Raw genomic sequence first — 19,185 nt, 5'->3', positions numbered from 1 at the left:
GTCACGCCACCGATGCCGCCGAGCCCGACCGCGAGCCCGACCGCCGTCGTCGTCCTCGCCGCCGGTGAGGGCACCCGGATGCACTCCGCGACGCCGAAGGTGCTCCACCCCGTCGGTGGGCGCAGCCTGCTCGGCCACGCGGTGCACGCGGCCGCCGGCGCGACGCCGGAGCACCTGGTGGTCGTCGTCGGGCACGAGCGCGAGCAGGTCGGCACCCACACCCTCGGGCTCGCCGCCGAGCTCGACCGCGAGGTCCTGACCGCCGTGCAGGACCGCCGGCGGGGCACCGGCCACGCCGTGTCCTGCGGCGTCGCGCGGCTGCCCGCCGACCTCACCGGCACGGTCCTGGTCTCCTACGGCGACGTCCCGCTGCTCGACGCCGCGACGCTGCGCGCACTGGTCGCCGAGCACGCCGACGGCGGCTACGCGGTGACGCTGCTGACCGCCGAGCTCGACGACCCCCGCGGCTACGGCCGCGTGGTCCGCGACGACGCCAACCAGGTCACCGCGATCGTCGAGCACCGCGACGCCACGCTCGAGCAGCTCGCGATCAACGAGGTCAACTCGGGGGTCTACGCGTTCGACCTGGCGTTCCTGCGCGAGGCGCTGGGCCGGCTGACCACCCACAACTCCCAGGGCGAGCTCTACCTCACCGACGTCGTCGCGATCGCCGCCGGCGAGGGGCGCGGGGTCGGCGCCGTCGAGACCGCCGACCCGTGGCTGGTCGCGGGCGTCAACGACCGGGTCCAGATGGCCGACCTCGGCGCCGAGCTCAACCGCCGCCTGCTCGAGCGCTGGATGCGCGCGGGCGTCACGGTGGTCGACCCGCGCTCCACCTGGGTCGACGTCGGCGTCCGCCTCGAGCGCGACGTGACGCTGCACCCCGGCACGCAGCTGCACGGGTCGACGACGGTCGCCGAGGGCGCGGCCATCGGCCCGGACACCACGCTCACCGACGTCACCGTCGGGGCGCGGGCCACCGTCGTGCGCACGCACGGGTCGTCGTCGCGCGTCGGCCCCGAGACGTCGGTGGGGCCGTTCGCCTACCTGCGTCCCGGCGTGGAGCTCGACGCCCGTGGCAAGATCGGGACGTTCGTCGAGGTGAAGAACGCCCACATCGGCGAGGGCAGCAAGGTCCCGCACCTGACCTACGTCGGCGACGCGGAGATCGGCGAGGGCAGCAACATCGGGGCGTCGTCGGTGTTCGTCAACTACGACGGCGTCACCAAGCACCGTACGGTCGTGGGGTCGCACGTCCGCACCGGCTCGGACAACACGTTCGTCGCGCCGGTGACGGTCGGGGACGGCGCCTACACCGGCGCGGGCACCGTGGTGCGCGAGGACGTCCCGCCCGGGGCCCTCGCGGTGTCCTCGGGCCCGCAGCGCAACGTCGAGGGCTGGGTGGCGCGCAAGCGGCCCGGGACGGCGGCGGCCCAGGCGGCCGAGGCCGCGCAGAAGGCGGCGGACGCCGAGGAGCAGACCATGCAGGAGGACCCGTGACCGTGAGCATGTCGTCGACCCCGAAGAAGAGCCTCATGCTCTTCTCCGGACGGGCCCACCCCGAGCTCGCCGAGGAGATCGCCAAGGAGCTCGACGTCACGATCACCCCGCAGGCGGCGTACGACTTCGCCAACGGGGAGATCTTCGTCCGCTTCGAGGAGTCGGTCCGCGGCTCCGACGCATTCGTGATCCAGAGCCACACCTCCCCGATCAACCAGTGGATCATGGAGCAGCTCATCATGATCGACGCCCTGAAGCGGGCGTCGGCCAAGCGGATCACCGCCGTCGTGCCGTTCTACGGCTACGCCCGCCAGGACAAGAAGCACCGCGGCCGCGAGCCCATCTCGGCGCGCCTCGTCGCGGACATGCTCAAGACCGCCGGCGCGCACCGGATCATGACGATCGACCTGCACACCGACCAGATCCAGGGCTTCTTCGACGGTCCCGTCGACCACCTGCTGGCCAACAAGGTCCTCGCCGAGCACCTGCGCGACACCTACGCCGACCACGACCTCGCCGTCGTCGCCCCGGACTCCGGGCGCGTGCGCGTCGCCGAGAAGTGGGCCGACATGATGGGCGGCGTCCCGCTGGCCTTCATCCACAAGACCCGCGACAAGACCCGCCCCAACGAGGTGGCCGCCAACCGCGTCGTCGGTGAGGTCTCCGGCCGCTGCTGCATCCTCGTCGACGACATGATCGACACCGGCGGCACGATCGCCAAGGCCACCGAGGCGCTGCTCGCCGACGGCGCGTCGGACGTCGTCATCGCCGCCACCCACGGCGTGCTGTCCGGCCCGGCGGTCGAGCGGCTCTCGACGTGCGGGGCGCGCGAGGTCATCATCACCAACACGCTGCCGATCCCGGACGAGAAGCGCTTCCCGCAGCTCACCGTGCTCTCGATCGCCCCGGTGATCGCCCGCGCCGTGCGCGAGGTCTTCGAGGACGGCTCGGTCACCAACCTCTTCGACGGCAACGCCTAACCTGGACCGCGTGGGCCTCTGGACCGAGCACGTCGTCCCCCGGATCGTCGACGTCGCGCTCGGCGGCGAGGACGTCCGCGCCCTGCGCGAGCAGGCCGTCGCCCGGGCCCGTGGCGAGGTCGTCGAGCTCGGGTTCGGCAGCGGGCCGACGCTGCCGCTCTACCCCGCGGCGGTGACGTCGGTGCGCGCCGTCGAGCCCTCCACCGTGGCCCGGCGGCGCGGTGCCCGCCGGATCGCGGCGGCGCCGATCCCGGTCGAGCACGTGGGCCTCGACGGCGCGGACCTCGACCTGCCCGACGACTCCGCCGACACCGTCGTCAGCACCTTCACCCTGTGCACCATCCCGGACGTCGACCGCGCGCTGCGTGAGGTCCGCCGGGTCCTGCGCCCGGGCGGGCAGCTGCTCTTCCTCGAGCACGGCCTGTCCCCGGACGCCCGCACCGCCCGCTGGCAGCACCGCCTCGACGGGCTCCAGCAGCGCCTCGCCGGTGGGTGCCACCTCACCCGGTCCGTCGACGGCCTCGTCCGCGACGCCGGACTGACGGTCACCGACGTCGCGCACCCGAGCCTGCGCGCCCCCGGCCCGATGGCGCACCTCTACCTCGGCGCCGCGACCCCCTGAGCGCTCACCGCTGCGCCATCAGGAACGCCTGGGGCAGGGCCGCGGCGCGGCTGCCGGCGACGGGCTCGCGGACGGCGCGGGCGGTGACGGCGAACCCCGCCTCCGCGAGCAGCGTGGCGACGGCGTCGGGGCGCAGGCGGCGGAAGTCGAGGTCGACGCGGTGGCCGAAGGCCTCGTCGTGGTGCGAGACGTCGTCGCCGACCTGGAACCCGAGCAGCAGCTGCCCGCCCGGGCGCAGCGCCCGGTGGAACCCGGCGAGGACGCCGGGCAGCTGCGCGGGCGGCACGTGGATGAGCGAGTACCAGGCGACGATCCCGCCGAGTCCCGTCACGTCGAGGTCGGCGAGGTCACCGACGTCGAAGGCGAGGTCGGGGTGCTCGCGGCGGGCGAGGGCGACCATGCCCGGCGAGAGGTCGACGCCACGGACCCGCAGACCGAGGTCGCGCAGGTGGGCGGTGACGCCGCCGGGCCCGCTGCCGGCGTCGACGACCTCCGCGTCCGGACCCACCAGCTCGGCGAAGGCGGCGAGCACCGCGCGGTCGAGGGGGGCGCGGTCGAGCTCGTCGCGGAAGGTCGCGGCGTAGGGCTCGGCGATGGCGTCGTAGCCCGCGCGTGTGGCCGACCGGTCCGGCGGCTCACCCACGACCCGGCCCACGACCCGGCAGCGTAGGCCCGCCCGGTATCGTGGGACACGCACTTCGGCGAGGGCCGGTCCCGACCGGCCGTGATCGACGCGGTGCGGCCTCCCGGTGCTCCGGGCCGGCCGCGCGCGGCGCGCCGACCCCGGGACGACCGCAGGAGAGAGACACCATGGCCGACGAGATCCGCATCGCGGCAGAGGCCCGCACCGAGTTCGGCAAGGGCGCCGCGCGCCGGACGCGTCGCGCCGGCAAGGTCCCCGGCGTGCTCTACGGGCACGGCACCGACCCCGTGCACCTCGCGTTCGACACCGTCGAGTTCGCCGCGGTGATGCGCGAGAACGGGCGCAACGCCCTCCTCACCGTCACCGGGCTCGGCGGGCAGCCGCAGCTCGCGCTGACCAAGAGCATCGCCCGCGACCCGATCAAGGGCTTCTTCGAGCACGTCGACCTCGTCCTCGTCCGGCGCGGCGAGAAGGTCCAGGTCGACGTCCCCGTCGTCACGATGGGCGAGCCCGCCTCCGGCACGCTGGTGTTCCAGAACGAGGACACGCTCACCATCGAGGCCGACGCGACCAACATCCCCGAGGAGATCACGGTCGTCATCGAGGACGCCGAGATGAACACCCAGTTCCTCGCCGGGGAGATCCGCCTGCCCGACGGCGCCGAGCTGGTCTCCGACCCCGAGCTCCTGGTCGTCAACGTCACCGAGGCGCCGACCGAGGACGCCATGGAGGAGGAGATCGACACCGAGGGCGCCGGCGTCGAGGAGGACGTCCCCGAGTCGGAGGCCGCCGAGACCGGCGAGTCCTCCGAGGCCGCCTCCGGCGACCAGCCCGCCGCGGGCGGCGCTTCGGGGGCTGCCGGGTCCTCCGACGAGAGCTGACACGCCTCCGTGAGCTCCCCCGCTGCCCGGCCCGACGGCCCCCTGCTGGTCGTCGGGCTGGGCAACCCGGGCCCCGACTACGAGGGCACCCGGCACAACGTCGGGTTCGTCGTCGCCGACGTCCTCGCGGGACGCCTCGGCGCGCGGTTCTCGGCGCACAAGCGCTCCGGGGCGGACGTCGCCGAGGGACGCCTCGCCGGGCGCCGCATCGTGCTCGCCAAGCCCCGCGGCTACATGAACCTCTCGGGCGGGCCGGTCGCCGGCGCCGCCCGCTTCTTCTCCGTCGCGCCGACCGACGTCATCGTCGTCCACGACGACCTCGACCTCGAGTTCGGCGTCGTCCGCCTCAAGCGCGGCGGCGGCGAGGGCGGCCACAACGGGCTGCGCTCGATCTCGAAGTCGCTCGCCACCAAGGACTACCTGCGGGTCCGCTTCGGCATCGGCCGCCCGCCCGGGCGCCAGGACCCCGCCGACTACGTGCTCAAGCGCTGGTCGTCGGCCGAGCGCAAGGAGCTCGACGTCTCCGTCGAGCTGGCCGCCGACGCCGTCGAGGCGCTGGCCGCCGAGGGCCTCGAACCGGCCCAGAACCGCTTCCACTAGCACCCGGTCAGCGGTCGGGCACGCCTCGTCGTCCCACGCGGCCGCTGGTCGGCTCCGCGGTCGAGGTCGGCGGCGCGGCAGCACCACCGTGCGCCCTGGGCGTGCGGCTCACTCGACCGCGTTCTCGAGCCACGCCTCCTCGAGCTGCTCACGCTCGCTGACCAGCGCGCGCAGCTCGGCGTCGAGGGCGAGGAGCCGGTCGGGCTCGGTGGCCGCGGCGGCGAGCTGCTCGTGGAGCCTGGTCTCCTCGGTGGCGATCCGCTCGAGGCGCCGCTCGATGCGCGCGACCTCCTTGCGCGCCGCGCGCCGCTCGGCCTCGGAGCGCCCGGGCTCCGCGGGGGTGGTGGAGCGAGGGACGCCCTGGCTGCCCCCGGCGGAGCGCGGGAGTCCCTCGCTGCGGCCCTCGAGCGCCGCCCGTCGCCGCAGGTACTCCTCGATCCCCCCGGGCAGGTCGGTGATGCGCCCGTCACCGAAGAGCGCCACGACGCGGTCGCAGACGCGCTCGGTGAGGTAGCGGTCGTGGCTGACGACGACGAGCGTGCCCGGCCAGCCGTCGAGGAGGTCCTCGAGCTGCTGGAGGGTGTCGACGTCGAGGTCGTTGGTGGGCTCGTCGAGCAGCAGCACGTTCGGCTCGGTCATGAGCAGGCGCACGAGCTGCAGCCGCCGGCGCTCGCCGCCGGAGAGCTCGGAGACCGGGGTCCACTGCCGCGACGCCGGGAAGCCGAAGCGCTCGGCGAGCTGAGAGGCGGTCTGCTCGTGGCGCCCGATCGTCACGCGCTCCGCGATGTCCTCGACGGCCTGGAGCACGCGGCGGTGCAGGGGCAGGTCGGCGAGGTCCTGGGACAGGTGCGCGAGCCGGACGGTGGTGCCCTGGACGCGCTTCCCGCCGTCGAGGGGACGCTCGCCCCCGACCGCGCGCAGCAGCGTCGTCTTCCCCGAGCCGTTGATCCCGACGATGCCGATCCGGTCGCCCGGGCCGATGCGCCAGGTCTGCCGGTCGACGAGCGTGCGGTCCCCGACGGTCAGCGTGGCGTCCTCGAGCTCGACGACCGTGCGCCCCAGCCGGTGCTTGGCCATCGTCACGAGCTCGACGGAGTCGCGGGGCTCGGGCACGTCGGCGATCAGCGCCTCGGCCGCCTCGACGCGGTAGCGGGGCTTGGACGTGCGCGCCTGCGGGCCCCGGCGCAGCCACGCGAGCTCCTTGCGGGCGAGGTTGCGGCGGCGCTGCTCGGCGGCGTCGGCGAGGCGCGCCCGCTCGGCCCGCGCGTAGATCCAGTCGCCGTAGCCGCCCTCGTACTGCTCGACGTGGCCGTCGACGACCTCCCAGGTCCGCGAGGCGACGGTGTCGAGGAACCAGCGGTCGTGGGTGACGACGACGAGCGCGGTCCGGCGGGCGAGGAGGTGCTCGGCGAGCCAGCCGACGCCCTCGACGTCGAGGTGGTTGGTGGGTTCGTCGAGCACGAGGAGGTCGAGGTCCTGCACGAGCGCCGCGCACAGCGCGATCCGCTGCCGCTCGCCGCCCGAGAGCCCGTCGACCGACGCGTCGAGCCCGCGGTCGCCGCCGGGGCGCAGGCCCTCGACGACGGCACGGCTGCGCGGGTCGGCGGCCCACTCGTGGTCGGGCACGTACCTCGGGGTCGAGCTCCGCTGGGCTTCGTCTCCCGCCCGTCCGAGCACCGCCTCGCGCACCGTCGCCCCCGACAGCCGCGTCTGCTGGCCGACCAGCGCCATCCGCAGCCCGCCGACCGGGCTCCGGCGCCCGCTGTCCGGCGTCAGCACCCCGCCCAGCACCGACACCAGCGTCGACTTGCCGCCGCCGTTGCGGCCGACGACGCCGATCCGGTCGCCGGTGTCGACGCCGAGGGACACGCCGTCGAGCACCGGCTTGGGGCCGCCGAAGCCGATCGACACCGACTCGAGGTTGACGAGGTTGGGCACAGCGTCCTCTCACAGCCGGGAGCGAACGGGGACTTCCGACGCATAGAAGCAGCGAGATACCCGTTCGCTGCGGAAGGGGCGGGACGAGGGGGGGTCAGGCGTAGGCGCCGGGACCGGGGTCGACGGGGCGTGGGGGCGGGCCGGTGGAGCCGCCGTCGCCGTCGACCACCCGGGCGCCGGGGACCGGGCCGTGGGCGACGCGCACGGTGCGGCACACCCCGACGCCGGCGAGCTCGGCGGCCACGCGTACCGCGGCGTCGTGACCGTCGCACAGGAAGACGCAGGTCGGCCCGGAGCCGGACACGACGCCGGCGAGCGCGCCCGCGTCGACGCCGCCGCGCAGGGTGCGGCGCAGCCCCGGGTCGAGGCTCACGGCCGCGGCCTGCAGGTCGTTGCCGAGCAGCAGGGCGAGCGAGCGGGCCTCCCCCGACGCGAGCGCCTCGAGGACCGGCTCGACGTCGCCCACCCGCCGGGGCGCCTCGGGGCGGGCGCGCAGCCGGTCGAGCTCGCCGAACACGGTCGGGGTGGACAGGCCGTGGTCGGCGACCGCGACGACCCAGTGGAACGTGTGCCGCGTGAGCACCGGCACGAGGCGCTCGCCGCGCCCGGTCCCCAGCGCCGTGCCGCCGTGCAGGGCGAACGCGACGTCCGAGCCGACCTCCGCCGCGACCTCCATGAGCGCGTCGCGCCCGAGGTCGAGGCGCCAGAGCCCGGCGGTGGCGAGGAGGGCGCCGGCGGCGTCCGCGCTGCCGCCGGCCATGCCGCCCGCGACCGGGATGGCCTTGCGCAGCCCCACGCGGACGTCGGGGGTGCGGTCGACCCGCCGGCCCAGGGCCTCGACGGCGCGCCAGGCGAGGTTCGTGGTGTCGGCCGGGACGTCGGTGGCGTCGACGCCGTCGACGGCGCTGACCGACACCCCCGGCTCGATGGCGCCGGGCACCGCGGAGGTCACGGTGACCTCGTCGGTCATGCTCAGGGCCTGGAAGACGGTGACGAGGTCGTGGTAGCCGTCGGGGCGCAGGTCGCCGACGGCCAAGTGGAGATTGATCTTGGCCGGGACGCGGGCGGTGACCGGCGGTCCGACGGCGGAGAGCACCCGTCCAGCGTACGGACCGGCGCGACCTGAGCTCAGGGCGTCGGGGTCCGCCTCATCGATGGTCGAGCTCCCCCGTCGGCGTGCTCCGTTCGACGCTCCGTCTCCCGGCGGCCCGCGCGATCGCGGTGAACGCCGTCACGCCCAGCGACTCGCCGCGGGCTCCCGGGTCCACGCCGGCCGCCCGCAGCACCGCCTCGGCGTCGGGCGCCGACCCCGCCCACCCGGCGAGCGCGGCCCGCAACGACTTGCGGCGCTGGGCGAACGCGGCGTCGACGACCGCGAACACCTCGCGGCGCTCGACGTCGCCCGCGAGCTCCTCGTCGTGGCGCGTGAAGGCCACGAGCCCCGAGTCGACGCCCGGCACCGGCCAGAACACCGCACGCGGGACCGGCCCGGCCCGGCGCGCGTCGGCGTACCAGGCGAGCTTCACCGACGGTGCGCCGTAGGCCTTCTCGCCGGGCCGCGCGGCGAGCCGCTCGGCGACCTCGGCCTGGACCATCACCAGGCCCCGGCGCAGGCCGGGCAGCACCGCGAGCAGGTGCAGCACCACGGGCACGGCGACGTTGTAGGGCAGGTTCGCGACGAGCACGTCCGGGGCGAGCGGCAGGTCGCCGGGCGCGAGCCGCAGCGCGTCGGCGGTGACGACCCGCAGCTCACGGCCGGGCGCGCGCTCGGTCGCCGTCGCCGGGAGCCGGCCCGCGAGCACCGGGTCGATCTCCACCGCGACGACGCCCGCCGCCACCTCGAGCAGCGGCAGCGTCAGCGACCCGAGGCCCGGGCCGACCTCGAGCACCACGTCGTCGGGGCCCACGCCCGCGAGGCGGACGATGCGGCGCACGGTGTTGGCGTCGTGGACGAAGTTCTGGCCCAGGCGCTTGGTCGGCCGCAGGTCCAGCTCGGCGGCCAGGGCGCGCACGTCGGCGGGCCCGAGGAGCCGCGGGGCGGGAGCGCTCACCCCGACGATTCTGCCCGTCGGGGTGGCGGCGTCCCGGCGGGGACTACTTGCGCCCGCAGACCGGCCAGGCGCCGTAGCCGCCGCGGTCGGCGCGGACGCGCTCGGCGACGGCGATCTGCTCCTCGCGGCTCGCCTGGTGGGGCAGGGCGGCGAACTCGTCGCCGTCGTACGCGCGCCAGGTCGAGCGGTCGAACTGCAGGCCGCCGTAGTAGCCGTTGCCCGAGTTGATCGACCAGTTGCCGGTCGACTCGCACTGGGCGATGCGGTCCCACTTGCCGCGGCCGACCGACGGCGCCGAGCTCTTCGGCTTGGTGCCGCGGTGCACGACGCCGCCCACGGGCTGGCGCGTCACCTGCGACTCGCCGAGCTGCGTGCGGCCGGTCTCCTGGCCGTTGGTGGCGTTGACCGACCAGGTGACGATCTCCTCGCCGGCCTGCCCGGGCTCCTCGACGCGGGTCTCGCCCTGCTCGAGGTCCGGGTCGTCGACCGTGCGCATGGGCGGCGCGATCGGGCGGGTCTCGGTGACCTGGCTGACCGTGTTGCGGGTGACGGTGATCGTCGAGCCGTTGGCGAGGCCCTCGCCGCCCGCGAGCACGTCGGTCGGGCTCAGCGCGAGGCCGTTCTGCGCGAGCAGCTCGGGGCCGGTGAGCGCGGTCGTCGTGATCTGGCGCGGGGCGTTGGCGCCGTCGACGAGCGTCACCGTCTTCGGCGTGCGCACGTCGAGGTTCATCCCGTTGACGGGGATGTTCGCGGAGAGCGGCGCCGAGCTCGCGAGGCCGTCGGTCGGCAGGCCCAGCTGGGCGAGCGCGTCGGCGACGGTGCGGGCCGTGGTCGTGATGGTCTGCGGGCGACCGTCGACCATCAGCGCGACGTCGCGCGAGCGGTTGATGACGAGGTGGTCGCCGTCGTTGACCTCGGCGTTCGGGCCGGGGGCGAGCTGGTCGCTCGGGCCGATCTCGATGTCGCCGCTCTCGAGGGCGCCCGCGACGTCGGAGGAGAAGGTGTGCACGACCTGGTCGACGCCGTCGACCGTGACCGTGACCTCCTTGTCCAGCGCCACCGCGGTGCTGCCGCCGGCCGCGACCGCGAGCAGGGCGACGGCCACGCCGCCCTTGACCGCGACGGAGCGGCGCTTGGTGTCGGTGCTCAGGCGCTCCGGGTCGTCCAGCGCGGTGAGACCGGCGGGCGCGGCGTCGCGCAGACCGTCGTGCTCGTCGGCGTCCTGCTCGCCGGTGAACGACTCGAGGTCGTTCCACTCGTCGGGGTCGCCGAGGGCGATCGGGCCGCTCGCGGGGGTCTGCACGGGCAGCGGGCCGGTGATGTCGTCGAACCAGCCGGGGGTCTGGTCCCCGTACGCGCCGTACGCCGAGTGGTAGCCCGTGTCGTAGCCGAACTCGTGGGCGGCGTCGTAGCCGTAGTCCGGGGCGTACTCGGGGGCGTACTCGGGGGCGTACTCCGTGGCCTGGTCGTACCAGCCCTCGCCGTACCCGTGGCCGTCGGCGATCGGCAGCCCGGCGGTGTCCGACTCGCCGGCGTCCGCGTATCCGACGCGGCCGCGGGTCGTGGTGTCCGCGCTCATCGGGCGTCCGCCTCGGCGGCCGCGAGCGGGGTGCACGAGGAGGACCTCAGGGCGAGCAGGCAGTGCACAGGCACAGGGGGAGTCCACTTCGTCCGTACATCCGGGCAGGAGCCGTGCCCTGGGGAAGCCGTCACGACCTCGTGGCGTCCTCCCTGTGGTGGCGACCTGGGGATGTCCCCACCACGCGGGCCTCGGGGGTGGCTCCACCCCGGCGAGTCACAGCACGGTAACGAGTTGGGTGTCGCCACCATCAAGCCGACACGACCGTGTTGCGCCGAACGGTGCTCCGGCGACGACGAGCGTCGTCACTGCGTGCGCCCTCGTTCCACGGAGCGTGAAGGTTGAGGCTGTTCGGCGAGCCCGAATGCCCGCCGGGCGTTCTCGGCGCTCGTCGCGGCCAACCGCTCGGCCGGCTCGTCACGGAGCTCCGCGAGGTCGCGCACCGTGTGGGGGACGACGTAGGGCTCGTTCGGCCGACCGCGGTACGGGTGCGGAGTCAGGAACGGGGCGTCGGTCTCGACGAGGACCAGCTCGGCGGGCATCCACTGCGCCGCTCGGCGCAGCTCGGCGGCGTTCGCGTTCCGGAACGTCGCGGTGCCCGACAGCGACGCGTACCAGCCCTCGTCGGCGCAGCGGCGCGCCAGCTCGAGGCCCCCGGAGAAGCAGTGGAAGACGACGGTCGGCGGCGCACCCTCCGCCGCGAGCACGTCGAGGATCGGGTCGTGGGCGTCGCGGTCGTGGACGACGAGCGGCAGCCCGGTGCGCTTCGCGAGGTCGATGTGCCAGGCGAAGGCCTCGCGCTGGACGTCGAGCGGGGCGCAGTCCTCGCGCCGCGTCGTCCAGTAGTCGTCCATCCCGGACTCGCCGACCGCGACGACGCGCGGCAGCGCCGTCAGCTCCTCGATGGCGCGCCGCGCGTCGTCGGTGAGGTCGTTCGAGCGCGTGGGGTGCAGCCCGACCGCGGCGAACACCCGCGGGTCGGTGTCGGCCGCCCACGCCGCCCAGCGCGCGGAGTCGAGGTCGTCGGCGGTGGTGACGACGGCCTCGACCCCGGCGGCCGTGGCGCGGTCGAGGACCTGCGCGAGGACCTCGGGCTCCGTCGCCCCGCACGCGTCGAGGTGCGTGTGGGCGTCGACCACGCCCACCTCGGGTCGAGCTCCGCAGGCGCCGTCCCCCGCGGCCCTGATGGGCTCGGGCACCGGCGGCGGGACGTTGCGGTCCGACTTGCCCTTGCTCATCCCTCGTGCTGGATCGGCGCCCACGACGGCCCGGTCTCGCCCAGCGACGGGTCGAGCTTGGCGAACAGCGGCGTGGGCCGGGACAGCGCGCGGCCGACGGGGATCGGCGTCGACGCCCAGCGGGCCTGCTCGCCGGCGTAGTCGCCGGTGAGCACGGAGTGGCTGGTGCCGAGCTCGCCGGAGGTGCCCGCGTCCTCGCGGTGCGGCTGCGCCGCCCACACCCCGGTGCCGCCCAGCGCCTCGTGCACCTTCTGCGCCGCGTGCGGCAGGAACGGCGTGAGCAGCGTGTTCGCGTCCTGCACGACCTGCAGCGCGGTGTGCAGGATCGTGTCGCGGCGCGCCGGGTCGTCCTTGCGCTTCCACGGCTCCTGGTGGCTGAGGTAGGCGTTGGCCTCCCCCACCACCCGCATCGCCTCGCTGATCGCCTGCTTGAACCGCGAGTGCGCGAGGTGCCCGCCGACGACGTCGAACGCCGCGCGGGACTGCGCGAGCAGCGCGTCGTCGGCCGGGTCCGGCGACGTCGGCTCCGGGACCGCGCCGACGTTCCTCGCCGCCATCGACACCGAGCGGTTGACGAGGTTGCCCCACTCGTTGGCGAGCTCGAAGTTGGTGCGCCGGACGAACTCGTCCCAGGTGAAGTCGGTGTCCTGGTTCTCCGGGCCGGCCACGGCGATGAAGTAGCGCAGCGCGTCCGGCCCGAACTCGCGCAGGAAGTCGCCGACGTAGATGACGGTGCCGCGGCTGGTGGAGAACTTCGAGCCGCTCATCGTCAGGAACTCGGAGCTGACGACCTCGGTGGGCAGGTTGAGGTGCCCGAACGAGCCGACCTCGCCGCCTCGTCCATCAGCAGGGTCGCCCTCGCCGTTGTGCCCGAGCAGGATCGCGGGCCACATCACCGAGTGGAAGGTGATGTTGTCCTTGCCCATGAAGTAGTAGGCCTGCGCGTCGGGGTCGCACCACCACTGCTTCCAGGCGTCCGGGTCACCGGTGCGCTGGGCCCACTCGACCGACGCCGACAGGTAGCCGATCACCGCGTCGAACCAGACGTAGAAGCGCTTCATCGGCGCGTCGCGCCAGCCCTCGAGCGGGATCCGCACGCCCCAGTCGAGGTCGCGGCTGATGGCCCGCGGCTTGAGGTCGTCGGCGAGGCGCTTGCTGAAGTTCAGGACGTTCGGCCGCCACTGCGTGCGCGTGTCGAGCCACGAGGCGAGCGACTTCGAGAACGCCGGCAGGTCGAACATCAGGTGCTCGGTCTCGACGAACTGCGGGGTCTCGCCGTTGATCCGGCTGCGCGGGTTGATGAGGTCGGCCGGGTCGAGCTGGTTGCCGCAGTTGTCGCACTGGTCGCCGCGCGCGCTCGGGTAGCCGCAGATCGGGCACGTGCCCTCGATGTAGCGGTCGGGCAGCGTGCGCCCGGTGGACGGGCTGATCGCGCCGAGGGCTTTCTCGGTGCGCACGTAGCCGTTGTTCCACAGCGCCGTGAAGAGGTCCTGGGTGACGCGGTGGTGGTTGTCGGTGCTCGTGCGCGTGAACAGGTCGTACGACAGGCCGAGCCCGACGAGGTCGTCCTGGATCACCCGCGAGTACCGGTCGACGAGCTCGCGCGGCGTCGTCCCCTCGGCGTCGGCCTGCACCTGGATCGGCGTGCCGTGCTCGTCGGTGCCCGAGACCATGAGCACCCGGTTGCCGACCATCCGCTGGTAGCGCGAGAAGACGTCGGAGGGCACACCGAAGCCGGACACGTGGCCGATGTGCCGGGGGCCGTTGGCGTAGGGCCACGCCACGGCGGTCAGCACGGGAACGCTCATACCTCCATCCTCCACGGGGCCGCCACCGCGATCGTCACGAGGAGGGCACCGTGCCCGCAGCACTGCTGGTGATGGACTTCCAGGCCGGGTTCCTGGGCCTCTTCGACGATCCCGGACCGGTGATCGGGCGGGCCACGGTGGCCCTCGACGCCGCACGGTCGGCGGCACGGCCCGTCGTGCACCTGCGCGTCGCCTTCCCGTCCGACGGGGCGCCCGTGCCGGCGGCGAACCGGATGTTCGGGCAGCAGTTCCGGGGCCGCATGGTCGAGGGGTCCGACGACGTCGCCGTACCCGACGCCCTCGCGCCGCGGCCCGCCGAACCCGTGGTGACGCGCCGGCGCACCGGTCCGTTCGTCGGTTCGGACCTCGCGCCGGTGCTGCGCGGCCTCGGCGTCGACGCCCTGGTGCTCACGGGCGTCTCCACCAGCGGCGTCGTCGCCTCGACCGTGTGCGCCGCCGCCGACGAGGACCTCGACCTCACCGTCCTGTCCGACGCCGTCGACGACCCGGACCGCGGACTGCACGACGCCCTCGTCGGCGGCCTGTTCCCGCAGCACGCGCAGGTGCTGACGGTGGTGGAACACCTCGCTCGCTAGGAGGCCTCGTGCAGGGGATCGTTACCTCTTCATGACCTTCCGCGGGCCTCGTTCGGGCCTTTGTGGGCCCGGCGTTGTCGGGGGTCGGGGACAGCGTCCTCGACATGAGCATCGACCTCGACCACACCCTCGACCACGCCTTCGGGGGGCCCAGCCTGGACGGGAACCTCGGGGTCCTCGACCGCCACCACCACCGCGCCAAGCACCACGGCGGCTGGACCCTGCGCCAACCGTCACCGGGCAGGTTCGAGTGGCGCACCCGCGCCGGCGTCCACCACGCCACCCTCCCCAGGAAGATCGTCGAGCAGCCCGTCGCGCCGCGACCCGCCGCTCGACCCCGACCGCTCACCGACGACCGGCCGGCCTGGACCGACGACGACCACGACTGGCGGGCCCGCTACCTGCGCCGTACCGGACTCGCCACCGCGCCGCCCCCCAGCACGCCCACCGTCCACCCCGACGACGACCCACCGCCCTTCTAGGGCATCGCCCCGAACTGCCGGTCCCCCGCGTCACCGAGCCCCGGGACGATGTAGCCGTGCTCGTTGAGCCGCTCGTCGATCGCGGCGGTGTACACCGGCACGCTCGGGTGGGCCTGCGCCAGGCGCTCGACCCCCTCGGGCGCGGCGAGCAGGCAGATGGCGCGCACGGCATCGGCGCCGCGGGCGGCGAGCAGGTCGATCGTGTAGGCCATCGACCCGCCGGTGGCGAGCATCGGGTCGAGCACGAACACCGGCCGACCGGCCAGGCTCGCCGGCAGCGACTCCATGTACGGCGTCGGGCGCAGCGTCTCCTCGTCGCGGGCGACGCCGACGAACCCCATCACCGCGCCGGGCACCTGCGCGTGCGCGGCCTCGGCCATGCCCAGCCCGGCACGCAGGACCGGGACGAGCACCGGCGGGTTCGCGAGCTGCGCCCCCGTCGTCGTCGCGACCGGGGTCCGCACCTCGAGCGGAGTCGTCGCGGCGTCGCGCATCGCCTCGTAGACCACCATCGCGGTCAGCTCGCGCACCGCGGCGCGGAACGTGGCGCGGTCGGTGGTCTCGTCGCGCAGGGTCGTCATCCGGACGTCGACGAGCGGGTGGCGCAGGACCTGCGGCTCAGCCATGGGCGCGGAGGCTAGCGACGACGTCCGCGACGACCCGTCCCAGCTCGGCGCCCGCGTCCTCCTGCAGGAAGTGGCCCGCGTCGGCGATCACCGGGTGCTCGCGGCCGGCGGCCCCGGGCACGTGGCGCTGCAGGATCGGCGACATCGCGCCGGTGATCGGGTCGGAGTCGCCGAACGCGCACACGAACGGGCGCTCGTAGCGTCCGAGCGCGTCCCAGGCCTCGCGGTTGGGGCCGTTCTCGGGGTCGTCGGGACGGGTCGGCACGAGCAGCGGCATCGCGCGCGGTCCCGCCTTGTAGCTCTCGTCGGGGAACGGGGCGTCGTACGCCGCGCGCGCGGCCTCCCCCAGGCCCCGCGCGCAGCCCGAGGCGACGAGGCGCCCGACGTCGAGCTGCTCGGCCTTCTCCACCGCCCGCCGGAACCGCCACCAGACCTCGGGCATGTCGCGGTCGCCGGTCGGCAGGCCGGTGTTCGCGGCGACGACGGCGGCCCACTGCTCCGGCTGCGCGGCCACCAGCCGCAGGCCGATCAGCCCGCCCCAGTCCTGCCCGAGCAGCACCGCGTCGCGCAGGCCCAGCGCGTCGACGGCCTGCTGGGTCCACGCGACGTGGCGTGCGTAGCTGTGGTCGGCGACCCGCGCCGGCTTGTCCGAGCGCCCGAACCCGACCAGGTCGATCGCCACCGCCCGCACCCCGGCGGCGGCCACCGTGGCCATGACGTCGCGGTAGAGGAACGACCACGACGGCTCGCCGTGCAGCATCAGCACCACCGGCCCGTCGTCCGGCCCCGTCGCGTACGTCGCGACGCGCACCGCGGCGCCACCGTCGGGGTCGTCGACCTCGACGTAGGTCGGGGCGGGCAGGTCGGTGAGGTCGGCGAAGCGCTCGTCCGGCGTGCGCAGGAGGTCCATGCGGGGCAGGGTGTCACGCGGTCGACCGGTACGAGCAGGTCACAGCCGCCGTCATAGGGTGCGCCGCGCACCCCCCACACCCCCGCTCGCGGAGGCCGCCCGGCATGGCGCAGGACATCATCCCGATCACGCTGGCGCTCACCGCGGGCGACCTCGTCACGCTCTGGGCGCCGCGGTGGCGGCAGGACGGCGAGGAGTGGGAGGCGTTCCTCGGCGACGACGACGCGCTCTTCGCGTTCGCCGACGCCGCCGACCTCGCCGCGTGGGTCGCGGCCGCCGAGGAGTCCGGCCAGGAGCACGACCTCGCCGACCACCCCGCCTGGCCCGTGGTCGTCAAGCTGTCAGTCGACGAGCTGACCCCCGAGGACGTGCAGCGCTACGACGTCGTCGGCGTCCCCGAGCTCGTGGCCGGCGACCCCGACACCTGGACCCTCGACGACCTCGCCGAGGTCGCCGCGATGTGCCGGTCGCTCGCCGACGTCTGCGACCTCGAGGTCGTGCACGAGGTCCTCGACGCGACGCCCGCCTTCGCCGCGCTGACCGCCGGGCCGCCCGCCTTCGCCGGGCGCGACGGGCAGGCGCTGTGGGCCGAGCTGGCCGAGGTCGTCGACGAGCGCTGGGACGAGGTCGTCGACGCGCTCGACGCGATGGTCACGACGCCCGAGGTCGACGAGGAGCGTGCCGCCCGCCTGCGCGCGACGGCGACGCCGGTGGCGACCGAGGGCGGTGACCTCGACCCCGACCCCGCCGACGGCGAGGAGGCCGCGCCCGCCGAGAACGCGGACAACGACCCCGCGGACCCGGCGGCCGTCGTCGACGACCCGAAGGACGCCGCTGCGTCCGGTCCTCTGGCTGACGCCCCGGAGGACCTCCGCGAGGACACCACCGGCGAGTCCCTGCGCAGCGACCTCGTCGACGCCGCCGAGGAGCCCGAGGAGGGCTTCTGGGAGGAGGTCGGCATCGACCCCATCGGCATCACCACGCCCGACGGCGAGGTGATCACGCTGCGGTGCTACCTCGACGACGAGCCGGTCTTCCTCGGCCGCGGCGGGACGATCGAGGCGTTCTCCTCCGCGCGCGCCCTGCGGTCCTGGATCGCCGGCGAGGGCGCCGAGGACCACGACCTCGCCGCCGTCACCACCTGGGAGGAGGTGGTGTCCGCCGCGACCGGCGGCGACCTGGAGATCGAGGTCGCGCCGGAGAACCGCTACGTGCTCGCCGGGCTGGCCGACGACATCGGCGAGGGCCCCGACGTCGTCGACGCCGAGCAGCTCGAGCTCGCCGTCGAGCTCGTCACCGACGCCGCGGACTGGGCGGGCGACTCCCGCACCCGCGAGGCCCTCGCGCCGTCGGAGAGCCTGGGCTGGCTCGTGTCGTTCGTGGTCCGGCCCGATCCGACCCGTCTGACGCCCTCGCCGCCCTTCGACCGCGAGGCGGCGGCGTGGCGCGCGCTCGAGGACCGCTTCCTGGGACGTCTGCGGCGGCACTGAACCCCAGCGCACCCCTGGTGCCCCTGTGGTGGAGGACAGCCTGCCTGTCCATCACCCGGATGGGGTGGCCCCTCGGGGGGTGTTTACGCTTCGGCACCGCCGAGACCGGCCGCCCCCGGGGCCGGAGCCGTCGCAGAGAGTTGGGCGCCGCGTGATCGACAACAGCCAGACCATGTCCTTCGACCGCATGCGCAGCATGCTGGTGCGGGCGGCCGAGGTCCGGGACAGCGAACAGCAGCAGATCTTCGACTCGCTGGACGAGATCCACGGCCGCCTCGCGGCCCTCGACGGGCTGGGCGCGATCCGCAAGCGCCTCTCCGACGTGCCGGACCGCACCGAGATGAGCGTGCTCGCCGAGCGCCTCGACGAGACCGTCGCGAAGCTCGACAGCCAGGAGTCGTCGATCGCCTCGCTGGCCCGCCTGGTCGAGGGTCTCGTGGACCGGGTGGCCGATCGTCTCGCCACCCCCTTCGCCCAGCTCGACGGCCGTCTGGACGGTGTGACCGGTCGCTTCGAGGGCGTCGCGGGCCGCATGGACGGGCTCGAGGACCGGATCTCCGGCCTGCACAAGCGCCTCGACGACCTCGACAACCGCCTCGACCGCCACGAGATGCGCCTCGACGGGCTGCCCGCCGCGGTCACCGGCCCGGTCCGCGAGCGCGTCGACGCCGTCGACGCCGGCCTGCGCGACCGCCTCGAGGACCTCGCCCGCGGCGTGTCCGAGGAGCTCACCGGCACCCGCGAGGCCGCGCGCACCGACGCGACCACCACCCGCACCGAGACCGCGGAGCAGGTCGGCGACCTCGCCCGCCGCCTCGAGGCGCTGACCTCTCGCCTCGACCAGGTCGGCACCCGCATCGACGGCGTCGAGTCCGGCCTCGGCGAGCGCGTCGGTGCCCTGTCGACCTCGGTCGAGAACGGCCTCGACCGCCTCGACGGCACCCTGGTCAACCGCCCGGACCACGAGGCCGTCGTCGCCCTGGTCCGCCAGGCCAACGAGGAGTCCGAGCGCCGCAACGCCGGGCACCTCGACGAGGCCATGGCGACCTTCGCCGAGATCATCCTCGGCCCGGGCGGCGGCTCGTCCGGCCCGATGCCCGCCCCGCGCCCGACCGCCCGCCGCGGCAACCGCAAGCCGGCCGCCCGCGACACCCAGGTCAACGGCGCCGAACTGCCGGCGGAGAACACCGGCGCCGAGGGCTGAGTCCCCATCCGGGTGTCCCGCCCGGCCCGGCGCCCGC

Annotated in this window: 18 protein-coding genes; 9 read left to right on the top strand and 9 right to left on the bottom strand. The window is 74.8% G+C overall.

Features of this window, described 5'->3' with window-relative positions; translation table 11 throughout:
- The first annotated feature begins 12 nt into the window (after positions 1 to 12).
- Genes glmU through PGB27_RS15280 form a run of 3 tightly spaced genes read left to right on the top strand, consistent with a single transcriptional unit; the run spans position 13 to position 3,102 of the window.
- Complete coding sequence (glmU, locus tag PGB27_RS15290; RefSeq protein ID WP_274201230.1) at positions 13 to 1,500, top strand: bifunctional UDP-N-acetylglucosamine diphosphorylase/glucosamine-1-phosphate N-acetyltransferase GlmU; 1,488 nt, start codon at positions 13 to 15, stop codon at positions 1,498 to 1,500.
- Between the two features lie 8 nt (positions 1,501 to 1,508).
- Positions 1,509 to 2,480 (top strand): ribose-phosphate diphosphokinase, encoded by a 972-nt coding sequence (locus PGB27_RS15285; protein WP_274201489.1) that lies wholly within the window; start codon positions 1,509 to 1,511, stop codon positions 2,478 to 2,480.
- Between the two features lie 10 nt (positions 2,481 to 2,490).
- Positions 2,491 to 3,102: a class I SAM-dependent methyltransferase gene (locus tag PGB27_RS15280; RefSeq protein WP_274201229.1), complete on the top strand. Its 612-nt coding sequence runs from the start codon at positions 2,491 to 2,493 to the stop codon at positions 3,100 to 3,102.
- 4 nt (positions 3,103 to 3,106) lie between these two features.
- Here the strand turns inward: PGB27_RS15280 and PGB27_RS15275 are convergent, their stop codons facing one another.
- Positions 3,107 to 3,757: a class I SAM-dependent DNA methyltransferase gene (locus PGB27_RS15275; RefSeq protein ID WP_274201228.1), complete on the bottom strand. Its 651-nt coding sequence runs from the start codon at positions 3,755 to 3,757 to the stop codon at positions 3,107 to 3,109.
- A 155-nt stretch (positions 3,758 to 3,912) separates the two neighbouring features.
- Between PGB27_RS15275 and PGB27_RS15270 the strand changes: the two genes are divergently transcribed.
- Together PGB27_RS15270 and pth are read left to right on the top strand one after the other, a co-directional pair.
- A complete protein-coding gene (locus PGB27_RS15270; protein WP_274201227.1) occupies positions 3,913 to 4,626 on the top strand; it encodes a 50S ribosomal protein L25/general stress protein Ctc in 714 nt (237 codons plus the stop codon).
- Between the two features lie 9 nt (positions 4,627 to 4,635).
- Positions 4,636 to 5,226 (top strand): aminoacyl-tRNA hydrolase, encoded by a 591-nt coding sequence (pth, locus tag PGB27_RS15265; protein ID WP_274201226.1) that lies wholly within the window; start codon positions 4,636 to 4,638, stop codon positions 5,224 to 5,226.
- 108 nt (positions 5,227 to 5,334) lie between these two features.
- On the opposite strand, the gene PGB27_RS15260 is transcribed toward pth, so the two are convergent.
- From PGB27_RS15260 to metG, 6 genes are all read right to left on the bottom strand, one after another.
- Positions 5,335 to 7,164, bottom strand: coding sequence for an ABC-F family ATP-binding cassette domain-containing protein (locus PGB27_RS15260; protein ID WP_274201225.1), 1,830 nt, complete (start codon positions 7,162 to 7,164; stop codon positions 5,335 to 5,337).
- Between the two features lie 94 nt (positions 7,165 to 7,258).
- Positions 7,259 to 8,260, bottom strand: a complete 1,002-nt coding sequence (locus tag PGB27_RS15255) for a 4-(cytidine 5'-diphospho)-2-C-methyl-D-erythritol kinase (RefSeq protein WP_274201224.1) — start codon at positions 8,258 to 8,260, stop codon at positions 7,259 to 7,261.
- A 52-nt stretch (positions 8,261 to 8,312) separates the two neighbouring features.
- The gene (gene rsmA / locus PGB27_RS15250; protein WP_274201223.1) at positions 8,313 to 9,215 is read right to left on the bottom strand and encodes a 16S rRNA (adenine(1518)-N(6)/adenine(1519)-N(6))-dimethyltransferase RsmA; all 903 of its coding nucleotides are present in this window, start codon (positions 9,213 to 9,215) and stop codon (positions 8,313 to 8,315) included.
- A 43-nt stretch (positions 9,216 to 9,258) separates the two neighbouring features.
- Positions 9,259 to 10,794: a resuscitation-promoting factor gene (locus tag PGB27_RS15245; protein ID WP_274201222.1), complete on the bottom strand. Its 1,536-nt coding sequence runs from the start codon at positions 10,792 to 10,794 to the stop codon at positions 9,259 to 9,261.
- Between the two features lie 305 nt (positions 10,795 to 11,099).
- Positions 11,100 to 12,032 carry a TatD family hydrolase gene (locus tag PGB27_RS15240; protein ID WP_274201221.1) on the bottom strand — a complete coding sequence of 311 codons (933 nt, stop codon included), beginning with the start codon at positions 12,030 to 12,032 and terminating at the stop codon, positions 11,100 to 11,102.
- The gene (metG, locus tag PGB27_RS15235) at positions 12,029 to 13,840 is read right to left on the bottom strand and encodes a methionine--tRNA ligase (protein ID WP_274201220.1); all 1,812 of its coding nucleotides are present in this window, start codon (positions 13,838 to 13,840) and stop codon (positions 12,029 to 12,031) included. The genes PGB27_RS15240 and metG overlap by 4 nt, the downstream gene beginning before the upstream one ends.
- A gap of 50 nt (positions 13,841 to 13,890) precedes the next feature.
- Here metG and PGB27_RS15230 point away from each other — a divergent pair, with 50 nt between their 5' ends.
- Both PGB27_RS15230 and PGB27_RS15225 read left to right on the top strand, forming a co-directional pair.
- Positions 13,891 to 14,436 carry a cysteine hydrolase family protein gene (locus tag PGB27_RS15230; RefSeq protein WP_274201219.1) on the top strand — a complete coding sequence of 182 codons (546 nt, stop codon included), beginning with the start codon at positions 13,891 to 13,893 and terminating at the stop codon, positions 14,434 to 14,436.
- A gap of 104 nt (positions 14,437 to 14,540) precedes the next feature.
- On the top strand, positions 14,541 to 14,918 hold the full coding sequence (locus PGB27_RS15225) for a hypothetical protein (RefSeq protein WP_274201218.1): 378 nt from the start codon (positions 14,541 to 14,543) through the stop codon (positions 14,916 to 14,918).
- Here PGB27_RS15225 and upp read toward each other — a convergent pair.
- Positions 14,915 to 15,544, bottom strand: coding sequence for a uracil phosphoribosyltransferase (gene upp, locus PGB27_RS15220; RefSeq protein ID WP_274201217.1), 630 nt, complete (start codon positions 15,542 to 15,544; stop codon positions 14,915 to 14,917). The genes PGB27_RS15225 and upp overlap by 4 nt on opposite strands.
- On the bottom strand, positions 15,537 to 16,454 hold the full coding sequence (locus tag PGB27_RS15215) for a haloalkane dehalogenase (protein WP_274201216.1): 918 nt from the start codon (positions 16,452 to 16,454) through the stop codon (positions 15,537 to 15,539). Before PGB27_RS15215 ends, upp begins: the two co-directional genes overlap by 8 nt.
- 104 nt (positions 16,455 to 16,558) lie before the next feature.
- On the opposite strand from PGB27_RS15215, the gene PGB27_RS15210 reads away from it, so the two are divergent.
- Positions 16,559 to 17,944: a prolipoprotein diacylglyceryl transferase gene (locus PGB27_RS15210; protein ID WP_274201215.1), complete on the top strand. Its 1,386-nt coding sequence runs from the start codon at positions 16,559 to 16,561 to the stop codon at positions 17,942 to 17,944.
- Between the two features lie 151 nt (positions 17,945 to 18,095).
- Entirely contained in the window at positions 18,096 to 19,148 is a 1,053-nt protein-coding gene (locus tag PGB27_RS15205; RefSeq protein ID WP_274201214.1) for a PA containing protein, read from the top strand.
- Positions 19,149 to 19,185 lie beyond the last annotated feature (37 nt).

This window comes from Actinomycetospora lemnae, from assembly GCF_028737315.1.
GTDB lineage: Bacteria > Actinomycetota > Actinomycetes > Mycobacteriales > Pseudonocardiaceae > Actinomycetospora > Actinomycetospora lemnae.
The sequence above is the reverse complement of the archived record's forward strand: the minus strand, read 5'-3'. Positions and strand labels throughout refer to the sequence as shown.

Excerpts from the sequence above, each read along its gene's own strand:
- glmU (WP_274201230.1), top strand. The coding sequence starts at position 13 with ATGCCGCCGAGCCCGACCGCGAGCCCGACCGCCGTCGTCGTCCTCGCC.
- PGB27_RS15285 (WP_274201489.1), top strand. The coding sequence starts at position 1,509 with ATGTCGTCGACCCCGAAGAAGAGCCTCATGCTCTTCTCCGGACGGGCC.
- PGB27_RS15270 (WP_274201227.1), top strand. The coding sequence starts at position 3,913 with ATGGCCGACGAGATCCGCATCGCGGCAGAGGCCCGCACCGAGTTCGGC.
- PGB27_RS15245 (WP_274201222.1), bottom strand. The coding sequence starts at position 10,794 with ATGAGCGCGGACACCACGACCCGCGGCCGCGTCGGATACGCGGACGCC.
- PGB27_RS15240 (WP_274201221.1), bottom strand. The coding sequence starts at position 12,032 with ATGAGCAAGGGCAAGTCGGACCGCAACGTCCCGCCGCCGGTGCCCGAG.
- metG (WP_274201220.1), bottom strand. The coding sequence starts at position 13,840 with ATGAGCGTTCCCGTGCTGACCGCCGTGGCGTGGCCCTACGCCAACGGC.
- PGB27_RS15225 (WP_274201218.1), top strand. The coding sequence starts at position 14,541 with ATGAGCATCGACCTCGACCACACCCTCGACCACGCCTTCGGGGGGCCC.
- upp (WP_274201217.1), bottom strand. The coding sequence starts at position 15,544 with ATGGCTGAGCCGCAGGTCCTGCGCCACCCGCTCGTCGACGTCCGGATG.
- PGB27_RS15215 (WP_274201216.1), bottom strand. The coding sequence starts at position 16,454 with ATGGACCTCCTGCGCACGCCGGACGAGCGCTTCGCCGACCTCACCGAC.
- PGB27_RS15210 (WP_274201215.1), top strand. The coding sequence starts at position 16,559 with ATGGCGCAGGACATCATCCCGATCACGCTGGCGCTCACCGCGGGCGAC.